General features: G+C 72.1%; 10 protein-coding genes. 5 read left to right on the forward strand and 5 right to left on the reverse strand.

What is annotated here, in order from left to right; genetic code table 11:
* Positions 1-55 precede the first annotated feature (55 nt).
* The 4 genes from ACSJD1_RS00005 to tdh all read right to left on the reverse strand — a co-directional run bounded on the left by ACSJD1_RS00005 (position 56) and on the right by tdh (position 3,971).
* Complete coding sequence (locus ACSJD1_RS00005) at positions 56-1,132, reverse strand: LacI family DNA-binding transcriptional regulator (RefSeq protein WP_438853276.1); 1,077 nt, start codon at positions 1,130-1,132, stop codon at positions 56-58.
* A gap of 79 nt (positions 1,133-1,211) precedes the next feature.
* On the reverse strand, positions 1,212-1,646 hold the full coding sequence (locus ACSJD1_RS00010) for an SRPBCC domain-containing protein (RefSeq protein WP_438853277.1): 435 nt from the start codon (positions 1,644-1,646) through the stop codon (positions 1,212-1,214).
* A gap of 85 nt (positions 1,647-1,731) precedes the next feature.
* Complete coding sequence (locus ACSJD1_RS00015; protein WP_438853278.1) at positions 1,732-2,925, reverse strand: glycine C-acetyltransferase; 1,194 nt, start codon at positions 2,923-2,925, stop codon at positions 1,732-1,734.
* Positions 2,926-2,927: 2 nt separating this feature from the next.
* Positions 2,928-3,971, reverse strand: a complete 1,044-nt coding sequence (gene tdh / locus ACSJD1_RS00020; protein WP_438853279.1) for an L-threonine 3-dehydrogenase — start codon at positions 3,969-3,971, stop codon at positions 2,928-2,930.
* A gap of 294 nt (positions 3,972-4,265) precedes the next feature.
* On the opposite strand from tdh, the gene ACSJD1_RS00025 reads away from it, so the two are divergent.
* From ACSJD1_RS00025 to ACSJD1_RS00040, 4 genes are all read left to right on the forward strand, one after another.
* A complete protein-coding gene (locus ACSJD1_RS00025) occupies positions 4,266-5,573 on the forward strand; it encodes an MFS transporter (RefSeq protein ID WP_438853280.1) in 1,308 nt (435 codons plus the stop codon).
* 139 nt (positions 5,574-5,712) lie between these two features.
* Positions 5,713-6,408: an endonuclease NucS gene (gene nucS / locus ACSJD1_RS00030; protein ID WP_438853281.1), complete on the forward strand. Its 696-nt coding sequence runs from the start codon at positions 5,713-5,715 to the stop codon at positions 6,406-6,408.
* 89 nt (positions 6,409-6,497) lie between these two features.
* Positions 6,498-7,184 carry an HAD hydrolase-like protein gene (locus ACSJD1_RS00035; protein WP_438853282.1) on the forward strand — a complete coding sequence of 229 codons (687 nt, stop codon included), beginning with the start codon at positions 6,498-6,500 and terminating at the stop codon, positions 7,182-7,184.
* A 353-nt stretch (positions 7,185-7,537) separates the two neighbouring features.
* Positions 7,538-10,357 carry an immune inhibitor A domain-containing protein gene (locus tag ACSJD1_RS00040; protein WP_438853283.1) on the forward strand — a complete coding sequence of 940 codons (2,820 nt, stop codon included), beginning with the start codon at positions 7,538-7,540 and terminating at the stop codon, positions 10,355-10,357.
* Between the two features lie 110 nt (positions 10,358-10,467).
* Here the strand turns inward: ACSJD1_RS00040 and ACSJD1_RS00045 are convergent, their stop codons facing one another.
* Entirely contained in the window at positions 10,468-11,190 is a 723-nt protein-coding gene (locus ACSJD1_RS00045) for a TetR/AcrR family transcriptional regulator (RefSeq protein ID WP_438853284.1), read from the reverse strand.
* 155 nt (positions 11,191-11,345) lie between these two features.
* Between ACSJD1_RS00045 and ACSJD1_RS00050 the strand changes: the two genes are divergently transcribed.
* A complete protein-coding gene (locus ACSJD1_RS00050; protein WP_438853285.1) occupies positions 11,346-12,290 on the forward strand; it encodes a carbohydrate kinase family protein in 945 nt (314 codons plus the stop codon).

The following is a 12,290-nucleotide window of genomic DNA, read 5'->3' on the forward strand; positions in this document are numbered from 1 at the left end:
CGGCGGGGCGGGGCGGGCCCGGCCCGGCGCGCGCCGGACGGGAGCGCGGGCGGGGTCAGCCGCGCGGCGGCGCCGTCGTGTCGCCGACGTGCAGCGTGCTCGTGAAGTCGGTGCCGGATGCCGCCTCGCCCGAGAGCATGCGCACGACGGCCTCGCCCGCAGCGCGTCCCTTCGCGACCGACGGCTGCACGAGCGTCGTCAGGTCGTGCTGGAGACCGTCGACGCGGATGCCGTCGAACCCGATCACGCTGAGGTCGCGCGGCACGTCGAGGCCGAGCTCCTCGGCGGCCTGGATGACGCCGGCAGCGAGCAGGTCGGACTGCGCGATGATCGCGGTCGGCCGGGTCGCGGCATCCGCCAGCAGCGGCCGCGCCGCCTCGAGGCCCTCCTCGATCGAGCTCGCGCCGGCGACGCTCACCCGGATGCCGGGGAAGACGTCGCACGCTCCGCGCAACCGCTCGACGGCCGTGTCGACGGTCGCGCCGGACTCCATCTCGGCCGTGAGCTCGCCCCGTCGGCGGGTGGGCTCGAACGGCAGCGTCACGGTCGCGACATCCGTGTGCCCGAGGGCCTTCACGTGCTCGGCGCCGAGGCGCGTCGCCGCGCGGTTGTCGATCGTGATCTCGGGGATGTCGCCGCCCGGCGCCCCCTCGATGGCCACGAGCGGGATGCCGCGGCGCTGGAGCGCCTCGACCTGGCGGAAGAACTTCGGGCTGCACCCGATGAGCACGACGGCGTCGACGGGGGCCGTGTCGAGGCTGACGGGCGCGTCGGGGTCGCCCGAGTCGGTGAAGAGCAGGAGTCCGGCGCCGAGCGGGGCGATGCCCTCGGCCAGGCCGTCGAGCGTCTGGATCTTCACGGGGTCGAGGAAGGCGGCGCGCACGCGCTCCTCGAGGACGACGCCGACGATGCCCGAGCGGCCGCGTCGGAGCGACCGTGCTCGCGGGTCGGGGCCGGCGTAGCCGAGTTCGGATGCCGCGGCGAGGACGCGCTCCTTGGTGGCATCCGACACCGGGCCGGAGCCGCTGAAGGCGAGCGACGCGGTCGATGCGGAGACGCCCGCGAGCGCAGCGACGTCGGCGAGCGTCACGCGCGGGATGGCGCCGGTCGTGGCTGCGGGTTCGGGGCTCACCCTTCGATTGTACGGTCGAATCGATTCGAGAGGGCCTGGCGCCATCCACTCCGGCGGATACGCCTTCCGGGCGACGGGCTCACGCCCGCTCGGCGATCTCCTTCACCTTCGCCACGAGCGAGTCCCACATGCCCTTCGCGTGCGCCGCGGACTCGGGCGTCGCGTTGTTGTCCTGCGAGAGCGAGAGCACGATCGGGCCGTCGTCCGGGCCCTCGAGCGTCCAGGTGAGCGTGTGGTGATCGTCGGGCTCGAGCCCGCTCGTGCGTCGCGGACTGAAGTGCGTGTGCACGAGCCGGCGCGGCGGGTCGATCTCGAGCACGGTGCCGTGGTCCTCGTAGGGCCGCCCCTGCCAGTCCCCGCTCCAGCGCAGCGCGCCGCCGACCGTCCAGTCGGCGTCGAGCTCCGTGCCGAACATGTACTCGCGTGCCGCCTCGGGGTCGGTGACGACCGCCCACACCCGCTCGGCGGGCGCGTCGATCTCGACCGTCGAGGTCACGACCAGGTCTTCGAGCATGTCGTGCCTCCTGTCCTCATCGACTGCCGACGGTACGCTGCACGCCCCCGGTCCGCAGCCCCCTTGCGCGAGCCGCCCCGGCGGGTCACGCGGGCGCGCTCACGAGCACCGCGTCGCGCGCCTCGGCGAACGCGACGACGCAGCGGCGGATCTCGTCCTCCGAGTGCGCCGCCGACAGCTGCACGCGGATGCGCGCCTTCCCCTTCGGCACGACCGGGTACGAGAACGCGGTGACGTAGACGCCCCGCTCCTGCAGCGCATCGGCGATGCGCGACGTGAGGGCGGCGTCGCCGAACATGACCGGGACGATCGGGTGCTCGCCGGGGAGCAGCTCGAACCCGGCCTCCTCCATGAGCGATCGGAAGAGCGCGGCGTTCTCGGTGAGGCGGTGCCGGAGCTCGCCCGACTCGCTGACGAGCCGGAGCGCCTCGATCGTGCCCGCGACGATCGCCGGCGCCAGCGTGTTGGAGAAGAGGTACGGCCGGGCACGCTGGCGCAGCAGGTCGACGATCTCCTGCCGGGCCGCGACGTACCCGCCGGATGCCCCGCCGAGCGCCTTGCCGAAGGTGCCGGTCGTGATGTCGACGCGGCCCTCGACGCCGCAGTACTCGGGCGTGCCACGGCCGTGCTCGCCCACGAAGCCGACCGCGTGCGAGTCGTCGACGAAGACGAGCGCGTCGTACCGCTCGGCCAGGTCGCAGATCTCCCGGAGCGGCGCGATGTAGCCGTCCATCGAGAAGACGCCGTCGGTGACGATCACGCGGCGACGGGCGCTCGACGCCGCGACGAGTTGCGCCTCGAGGTCGGCCAGGTCGCGGTTCCGGTAGCGGAACCGCTGCGCCTTCGACAGCCGGATGCCGTCGATGATCGACGCGTGGTTGAGCTCGTCGGAGATGATCGCGTCGTCTGGTCCGAAGAGCACCTCGAAGACGCCGCCGTTGGCGTCGAAGCACGACGAGAACAGGATCGTGTCGTCGTAGCCGAGGAAGTCGGAGACCGCGCGCTCGAGCTCGAGGTGGAGCTCTTGGGTGCCGCAGATGAACCGCACGCTCGCGAGGCCGTAGCCCCATTCGTCGAGGCCGCGGTGCGCGGCGGCGACGATGCGCGGGTCGTCGGCGAGGCCGAGGTAGTTGTTCGCGCAGAAGTTCAGCACCGTGCGCCCGCCGACCTCGATCTCGGAGGACTGCGGGCCGTGGATGCCGCGCTCCCGCTTGGTCAGGCCCGCGGCCTCGATCTCGTCGAGCTCGGCGCGCAGCTGCTCCTTCACCGATCCGTACACGTTCAGACCTCCGTCCAGTCGAGGATGACCTTGCCCACGCCGCCCGAGGCGGCCGCGTCGAACGCGGCGCGCCACTCGGTCGCGGGGTACCGGTCGCTGATGATGGATGCCACGCGCCCGCGCAGCTCGGCGCTGGTCTGCAGCATGGCGCTCATCGAGTTCCAGGTCTCGAACATCTCGCGGCCGTAGATGCCCTTGAGCGTCAGCATGTGGGTGACGACCTTGCCCCAGTCGACCGCGAACGGCTCGCTCGGAAGTCCGAGCAGGGCGATCCGGCCACCGTGGTTCATGTTGTCGATCATCTCGGGCAGGGCCTTCGCCGATCCCGACATCTCGAAGCCGACGTCGAATCCCTCGCGCATGCCCAGGCGGCCCTGCACGTCGCGGATCCGTTCGCGCGACACGTCGACCGTGGCATCCGCGCCCATCTTCATCGCGAGCTCGAGGCGTGCGGGCGAGACGTCGGAGGCGACGATGAAGCGGGCGCCGACGTGGCGGGCCACGGCGATCGACATGAGTCCGATCGGTCCGCAGCCGGTGACGAGCACGTCCTCGCCGACGAGCGAGAACGCGAGCGCGGTGTGCACCGCGTTGCCGAACGGGTCGAAGATCGCCCCGACCTCGGGGTCGACGTCGTCGTGGTGCACCCAGACGTTCTCGCCGGGCAGCACGATGAACTCGGCGAACGCGCCGTCGCGGTGCAGGCCGACGCCCTTGGTGCGGATGCACATCTGGCGTCGGCCGGCCCGGCAGTTGCGGCACATGCCGCACACGATGTGCCCCTCGCCGGAGACGCGGTCGCCGACGGCGATGTCGTGGACGAGCTCGCCGACCTCGACGACTTCGCCGTAGAACTCGTGGCCGGGGATCAGCGGCGTTCGGATCTCGGAGGCGGCCCAGTCGTCCCACTGCTCGATGTGGAGGTCGGTGCCGCAGATGCCCGTGCGGAGCACCCGGATCTTGACGTCGGCCGGACCCGTCTCGGGCTCGGGGCGGTCGACGAGTTCGAGGCCCGCGCCGGGCGCGGACTTGAAGAGGGCCTTCATCGGCGATGTGTCCTGACTTCGTACGGGCGCCTGCGGGGTGTGCGGGTGCCGGGCTCGCCCGCCGAGGGTCACGGCGCGCGTCGAGGTGACCCGATCATCGTAACGACCGGGGCGGGCGGATGACGCGGGGCCGGCGCCGGGGTCGGGGCCGGGGCGGGGTCGACCCGTTCCCCGACCGTCCCCGGCATTGCGCGCGCCGACCCGCGACGGTATCCTCGAATCGATTCGACTCGAATCGATTCGAGCCCGGATTCCGATTCCGGGCGACAGGCCCACCCCGACGACGAGGCAGTAATGTCGCAGCACCGAGACCACGCGGACACCATGAGCGAGCACGACCAGCACGCACCCGGAACCGGCGACGCCGAGCAGCGCGCCGAGGCATCCGCCCGACCCCGGCGCGAGCTCGTCGCCTGGCGGAACGCGATCTTCGCGATCTTCTTCCTCTCCGGCTTCGGGCTGGCCAGCTGGGTCGCGCGCATCCCGGCCATCCGCGACGCGGTCGGGCTCAGCACCCAGGGCGTCGGGCTCGTCATCCTCATGGGCTCGATCGCGTCGATCGTCGGCCTCGTCGCCGCCCCGTGGCACATGGCGCGCTTCGGCGCGCGCCTCGGGATGATCGGGGTCCTGGCGACCGCCGCGGCCGGCCTCGTCTCGGTCGGCATCGGCGGCTCGGCCGTGCCGAGCGTCGCCCTCATCGTGCTCGGCCTCGCGCTCTTCGGCTTCGGCAACGGCGCGGTCGACGTGATGATGAACGTCGAGGGCGCCGAGGCCGAACGCGAACTCGGCAAGACCGTCATGCCGCTCATGCACGCGTTCTTCAGCTTCGGCACGGTCGCGGGGGCCGGGCTCGCGGCCGCGGCATCCGCCCTCGCCCTCCCCACCGCGATCCACCTCGGCGTCATCGCCGGCGTCATCGCCGTCGGCGTCGTCGTCGCGGTCCGGTTCGTCCCGCTGCGCGAGGAGCTCGGCGACGACACCCACGGCGACGCACCCCGTGAGCCCCTCGGCGTCCGCATCCGCCGCAGCCTCTCGGTGTGGACCGACGTGCGGCTCCTCCTCATCGGCGTGGTCATGCTCGGCATGTCGTTCGCCGAGGGCAGCGCCAACGACTGGATCGCCCTCGCGGTCGTCGACGGGCACGGCTTCGACGCGACGACGGGCGCCGCCGTGTTCACGGTGTTCACCATCGCCATCACCGCGGCGCGCGTCGTCGGCGGCCCGTTCATCGACCGCTTCGGTCGCGTGCTCATGCTGCAGGTCATGGCCGGCATCGGCGTCGTCGGCCTCTCGCTCTTCATCTTCGGCACCGAACCGTGGATGCTCGTCGTGGGCACCCTGCTCTGGGGCATCGGCTGCTCGCTCGCCTTCCCCGTCGGCATGTCGGCCGCGGCCGACGTCCCCGATCGAGCGGATGCCGCGGCCCGCGTCTCCGCGGTCGCGATGATCGGCTACTGCGCGTTCCTGGTCGGCCCGCCGCTCATCGGCTTCCTCGGCGAGCACTTCGGGATCCTGAACGGCATGCTCGTGCTGCTCGGCCTCATGGTGATGGCCGGCATCGCCGCACCCGCCGCCCGCGAGCGGAGCCGCCGGATCGGCTGACGCCGACGGGCCGGGCCGCGAGCAGGCGGTCAGCCCCGCGGCCGGTAGCGCAGCCCGACGGACGCGCGCCATGACGCCCCCGTCCGCCGTGGGCCGCGCCCGCGGCGGCCCACGCTCGCCTCCGACGTAGACTCGTCGGGTGCGTCTCGTCATCGCCCGCTGCTCCGTCGACTACGCCGGCCGGCTCTCGGCGCACCTGCCGCTCGCGACCCGCCTGCTCATGGTGAAGGGCGACGGGAGCCTGCTCGTGCACTCCGACGGCGGCAGCTACAAGCCGCTCAACTGGATGAGCCCGCCGTGCACGCTCGCCGCGACCGAACCCGACGACGACCAGCGCGCGGCGGGCGTCACCGAAGTCTGGAAGGTCACGCACGCGAAGACGGCCGACCAGCTCGTCGTGTCGATCCACGAGGTGCTGCACGACTCCGCGCACGATCTCGGCGTCGACCCGGGCCTCGTGAAGGACGGCGTCGAGTCGCACCTGCAGCGGCTGCTCGCCGAGCAGATCGAGCTCCTCGGCGAGGGCTACCGCCTGGTACGTCGCGAGTACATGACGGCGATCGGCCCGGTCGACATCCTGGCGACGGATGCCTCGGGCCGCTCGGTCGCGGTCGAGCTGAAGCGTCGCGGCGACATCGACGGGGTCGAGCAGCTCACGCGCTACCTCGAGCTCATGAACCGCGATCCGCTGCTCGCGCCGGTGGCGGGCGTGTTCGCGGCGCAGGAGATCAAGCCGCAGGCGCGCACGCTCGCGGAGGACCGCGGCATCCGATGCATCGTGCTCGACTACGACGCGATGCGGGGCGTGGAGGGCGGCCACGCGCGGTTGTTCTAGCGAGGCCCGGGCGTCCCGGCCTCCGCTCATTCAGCCCGCACACAGCATTCCCGAGTGTTCCTCGGATTTCGTGCGCCTAGTATGACGCGGTGACTTCCCTCCTCCCCGCCGCGACCGTCGCGCCCCCGCGCGAGTGGTCTGCCGTGCTGTTCGACCTCGACGGCACGATCATCGACTCAGCGAGCGAGATCATGGACTCCCTCGCGCACATGTTCACCGAGATGGGCGTGCCCGTGCCCGACCGCGAGACGCTGCGCTCCTACGTCGGGCCGCCCCTGCTCGACAGCCTCCGCATGACCGCCGGCTTCAGCGACGTCGACGCGTGGGAGGCCCTGAACGTCTACCGCGACCACTACGACGACCACCTCCTGCACTCCCCCGTCTTCCCCGGCGTGGAGGGCGTGCTGCAGGGCCTCCAGGCCGCCGGCCTGCCGATCGCGCTCGCCACCAGCAAGCCCGAGTCGATGGCCCGCCTGGTGCTCGCGCACACCGGCCTCGACCGCTACTTCACGGTCATCGCCGGCGCGAGCGACGACGAGGCCCGCAGCACCAAGGCCGACGTGGTCGCGGAGGCGCTGCGCCGGCTGCACGAGCTCGGCATCGACACGTCGGAGGCCGTGATGGTCGGCGACCGCGGATACGACACCCTCGGCGCGGCCGCGCACGACGTCCCGACGATCCTCGTCGAATGGGGCTACGGCTCCCCGGCCGAGGCGGGCGACGCCATCGCCGTCGTGCACTCGGCCGATCAGCTGCGCGCCCTGCTCATCGGCTGACCGACTCGGCACCGGGGAGCCGGCCTCGACCGCGGCGAGCGGCCCGCATCCGCTCGCCGCTGCTCCGACGTGCATGGGAATCCGCGCGGCAGGTGCTGGAGCGCGGCCGTGGGCCGCATTCCCATGCGCGGCCTCGGCGTGACGGATGCTTCGACCTCATCCGGATCCGCCGAAGCATCCGTCGCCGCGACCCCTTCAACGCGAGGAAACCTCGATAGCAACGATTCGGGTTCCACTCCTTCCGGAGCCTTCCCTCCGCCCCCGCTCGGGGGGCAGGATGCCGGGTACGTCCGCCCACCGGCGGACGACGTCGTGTCCCGCGATCACCGTCGCGGGCACTCGGAGGGAGAAGCATGTCAGGGAAGACCAACCGCGCGCGTCGTCGCGTGGTTGCGACGCTCCCCGTGCTCGCACTCGCGGCCGCCGGCTTGGCGACCGTGGGAACGAGCACGGCGACCGCCGCACCTGCACCGGTCATCGGTGCCGATGAGTACTACATGAACTACGCCGCACCGCGCGCCGAGGCCGCGTTCGAGACCGACGAAGCGCTCGACGCGACCGTCGACGGCGCCGGGGCGAAGACCGGCACCGTCAGCGGAGCGGTCGCCGAGCTGTCGGCCGGGCTCGACAAGAAGTACGCGCAGGGCAACCCGGCCGCGGCTCGCCAGCTGGCCAAGCTCGAGGCGAAGTCGATCAAGACCGGAAAGAGCCCGAAGGCGCTGAAGAAGGCGAAGTCGACGCAGGAGGCGAAGCTCCTGACGATCCTCGTCGAGTTCAACGACCAGGCGAACGACGACTTCAGCGACACGTGGGTGCCCGAGTACTGGGGCGCCTCGACCTGCAAGCCCGGCGACGCCGCGGTGAACGGCCCGCTGCACAACAACATCCCGAACCCGGCCGAGTACGAACTCGAGGACAACAACTCGATGTGGGTCGAGGACTTCTCCCCCGAGCACTTCGACACGATGCTCTACACCGACGAGGGCATCACCGAGCGCGTCCGCCCCGACCTCACCGGCCCCGACGGACAGCCGGGGATCGACATCTCGGGCTACACCATGAAGTCGATGTACGAGGAGATGTCGCGAGGCGCGTACACCGTGACCGGCGAGGCGACCCAGTGGGTCACCCTGCCGCACTCCGAGGGCTGGTACGGCGCCACGCGCTGCTTCAAGAACGACGAGGGCGAGTGGGAGGCCGGCGCCTACCAGGGCATGCAGGGCCACCCCGACAACCCGGCCGGCGCGAACCGCCTGCCGATCGACGCCGTGGCCGCCCTCGCCGAGGCGCAGCCCGACTTCCCCTGGGCCGACTACGACATCGAGGACCAGTCCGACCGCGACGGCGACGGGAACTACTACGAGCCCGACGGCGTGATCGACCACGTCGTGCTCGTCCACGCCGGTGAGGACAAGTCCGGCGGCGGCGGCGCCGAGTCGACCTACGCCATCTGGGCGCACTCGTCGGCGGTCGCCGGCGGCGCCGACATCCCCGGCACCGACCTCAAGCTGTCGAACTACATCGTGCAGCCCGAGGACTCGGGCGTCGGCGTGTTCGCGCACGAGTACGGCCACGACCTGGGCCTGCCCGACCTCTACGACGTCTCCGGCGCCGGAAGCTCCGACGTCGACTTCTGGGACCTCATGTCGTCGGGTTCGCACTCCGGCCCGATCTTCCAGTCGATGCCGACCCACATGGGCCTCTGGGACAAGTGGGTGCTCGGCTGGGCCGACCCGAAGGTCGTGAACCCCGGTGACGACACGCAGACCGTCAAGGTCGGCCAGACCTCGCGCCCCAAGAAGGGCACCCAGGACGGCATCAAGGTCAACCTCCCCGACAAGGTGATCACCCTCGCCGAGCCGCACAGCGGCGAGAACATGTGGTACACCGGCGCCGACCAGGACTGGGCCGACATCCGCATCTCGCGCACCATCGCGGACGTGCCCGCCGACGCCACCCTCTCGATGTGGAACAACTACGTCATCGAGGAGGACTGGGACTACGGCTTCGTCGAGGTCTCGACCGACGGCGGTTCGTCGTGGAGCGAGCTCAAGGTCTACGCGGCCGACGGCTCCGAGGCCTCCACGCCCGACGGCTACGCCGACCCGAACGGCCGCATGAACGACTTCGGTGCCCCGAACGGCGCGAAGAAGTACGGCCTCACGGGCGACTCGCACGGCTGGGTCGAGCAGCACGTCGACCTGTCGGCGTACGCCGGGCAGACCATCCAGGTCCGCCTGCGCCTCGCGACCGACGCGGCCTACCAGGACCGCGGCTGGTTCGTCGACGACTTCGCGCTGACGAGCGGTGGCACCACCGTGTGGAGCGACGACGTCGAGTCGGGCGAGAACGGCTGGACCGCCGAGCAGGGCAGCTTCGTCGACACCACCGGCCCCGGCTGGCGCATCGACACCGGCACCTCGGTCAAGGCGCAGTACTACCTGGTCGAGTGGCGGAACTTCGACGGCTTCGACGAAGGCCTGAAGTACGGCTACAACAGCGTCTACAGCGATGGCGCCTGGAAGGTCGAGAAGGTCGCCTATAACGCGCCCGGTGCCCTCGTCTGGTACCGCGACACGACGTACGGCAACTCGAACCAGATCGTCTCGAACGAGGCTGCGCTGCCGAGTTACGGCGCGAAGGGCGGCCTGCTCATCGTGGACAGCCACTTCGACCCGCTGCAGCGCACCGGGGCGGCGGCCGACGCCGACCCGACGACGCTCAACGTGATGCCCTCGCGTGCGCAGTCGTCGAACGCGGCGTTCGGTCTCACGAAGACGCACCCGTTCACCGAGTGCTTCACGCTCGCCGACCCGGAGACCGAGTACTGCACCGACATCCCCGCCCTGCCCGCGGTGAGCACCTTCACCGACGACCAGGGCTGGGTGCCCGGCTTCGCGGTCGGCCCGACCGGTTCGCTGTACTACCGCGACCGTGACGCCTCGGTGGTCGTCCCGTCGGTCGGCAACGCGAAGTACTCGACGCCGCTCTACCACCTCGACGGCACGCCGGCGACCGAGTACTACGGGTTCGTGCACCCCGCGCTCGGCACCTTCGGCTCGGGCGACCCGGCCGACGACGGCGTGGGCTACGGCACCGTCATCTCGGTGAAGAAGGCGCTGACGGGCAACACCGCGGCGCTGATCGAGGTGACCCCGCCCGCGGCGGGCTGATCCCGAGCGACCCGAACCGGCGAGGCGCCGGCCCCCTCGGGGGTCGGCGCCTCGTCGCGTCCGGACCGTGGTGGTCGGCGCCGGGTCGCAGGCGATCGCGGCCGGACGACTCAGCCGCGCGCGGACGAGACCGTGCCGAGTAGCCCGTCGAGGAGTCGCTCGACGCCCCACGCGAACCTGCCGGCCGGATCGTCGTCGAGCTCACGGGTCCGATCGCCCAGGGGGAACCGCTCGGCGTCGTCCCAGAGCGTGGCGGATGCCACGCCCGCGGACGCCTCGGGGGCCTCGACGCCCTCCGCGGACGCGCGCTCCGCCTCGGCGGCGTCGAACGCGACCGCGCCGAGCACGTGCACGCGCACGGCGTGCGTCGCGCGCCCCGCTGCGACCTCGTCGAGGCCGGCCTCGGAGAAGGCAGCGAGCAGGCGCTCGTCGAATCGGCGCGCGTTGGGTCCGTCGAGCGGCGTTGCGAGCAGCAGCCCGACCGCACCGGGCCGCTGGACGAGGATCGATCGCATCCCCTCGGCGAGCGCGAGCACCCGCGTCCGGGCGTAGGCGGGGTCGGCTCCCGCGGCGGCGCGAGGCGTCTCGTCCGTGGTCGGCGACGTCGCGGCATCCGCCTCGCCCGTGTCGAGTCGGCCGAGGACCTGCTCGACCATGCCCGCGAGCAGCGCGCCCTTGTTCGGGTAGTAGGTGTACATCGCCGTCGGCGTGAGCCCGAGCACGCCCGCGACGCCGCGGACGGAGACCGCCTCGAACCCCTTGGACTCGAGCAGCCCGAAGGCGGCGTCGAGGATCTCTGCGTGCGTGAGGCTGCGTCGGGGTCCGGGTCTCATGTGGCCTTCCGTAGGGGACTCGACACACCGTACAGTGTTGCGGCGACCCCAGCGCGCCCGGCGGGAAGCGTGGACGCGGACGCCGCCGCGTGGCACGCTGGGGACGCATCGCCGGTGACTGCGCGTCCCGGCCGTCGGACGGGGAGGTCGAGCGGATGACGCAGCCGGACGCCGCACGGATCACGGTCGTGGGCGACGCCCTGATCGACGAGTTGCGCGATCCCACGGGGTCCCGCGAGTTCGTCGGCGGCGCGGCCCTCAACGTCGCGGTCGGCCTCGCGCTGCTCGGGGAGCGCGTCACGCTCGTGGCGATGCTCGGCGACGACGAGCCGGCCGCGCGCATCCGCGCCTTCCTCGCCGACTACGGCGTGCAGCTCGTCGAGAGCCCGTCTCCGCTCGGCACCTCGCGGGCCGTCTCCGACCGGAGCGAGGGCGGCGAGCCGCGATACGTGTTCAACGACGCCGCCCGCAACCGGCGACTGTCCTTCGATGCGGCCACGCGCGAGGCGCTCGGCGACGCCGACCTCGTCGTCGTCAGCTGCTACCCGTTCGACGACGGAGAGCAGGTCGACGCACTGCTGGACGCCGTCGCCGACCCGGAGCGGCGGCTCGTCGTCGACGGCAACCCTCGCGCGGGGATGCTCCGCGACCGCGACGCGTTCCTCGCCGCGTTCGAGCGGGTCGCCGCCCGTTCGCTGCTCGTGAAGGCCGGCGACGAGGACGCGGAGCTCCTCGCGAGCGAGCCGCTCGACGCGTTCGTCGCGCGACTCCGCGCGAGCGACGGGGACGGCGGCGACGACGCCCGCGGCGGCCCGGCGGTGCTCGCCACCGCCGGACGGCACGGCGCCGACGTGCACCACGGCGAGCTCGAGGTCCACGCCGACATCGTCGACCTCCCCGGCCGGGTCGTCGACACCATGGGCGCCGGCGACGCGACGCTCGCCGCGATCGTGCACCACATCGCCGCGGACGGGATGCCGACCGGCTCGGAGGCCTGGCGCGAGGCGCTCGGGGAGGCGATGACCATCGCGGCGGCGACCGTGCGTCACGAGGGCGCGCTGCTGCGGACGGCCGCGGGTTCGCCCGAACTCGGGAGCTGA

It is taken from the genome of Agromyces excoecariae (assembly GCF_051715505.1).
Lineage (GTDB): Bacteria > Actinomycetota > Actinomycetes > Actinomycetales > Microbacteriaceae > Agromyces.

Bases quoted from the DNA above. Each gene is read 5' to 3' on its own strand.
- ACSJD1_RS00025 (WP_438853280.1), top strand. From the start codon at position 4,266: ATGTCGCAGCACCGAGACCACGCGGACACCATGAGCGAGCACGACCAG.
- ACSJD1_RS00010 (WP_438853277.1), bottom strand. From the start codon at position 1,646: ATGCTCGAAGACCTGGTCGTGACCTCGACGGTCGAGATCGACGCGCCC.
- ACSJD1_RS00045 (WP_438853284.1), bottom strand. From the start codon at position 11,190: ATGAGACCCGGACCCCGACGCAGCCTCACGCACGCAGAGATCCTCGAC.
- ACSJD1_RS00040 (WP_438853283.1), top strand. From the start codon at position 7,538: ATGTCAGGGAAGACCAACCGCGCGCGTCGTCGCGTGGTTGCGACGCTC.
- ACSJD1_RS00050 (WP_438853285.1), top strand. From the start codon at position 11,346: ATGACGCAGCCGGACGCCGCACGGATCACGGTCGTGGGCGACGCCCTG.
- tdh (WP_438853279.1), bottom strand. From the start codon at position 3,971: ATGAAGGCCCTCTTCAAGTCCGCGCCCGGCGCGGGCCTCGAACTCGTC.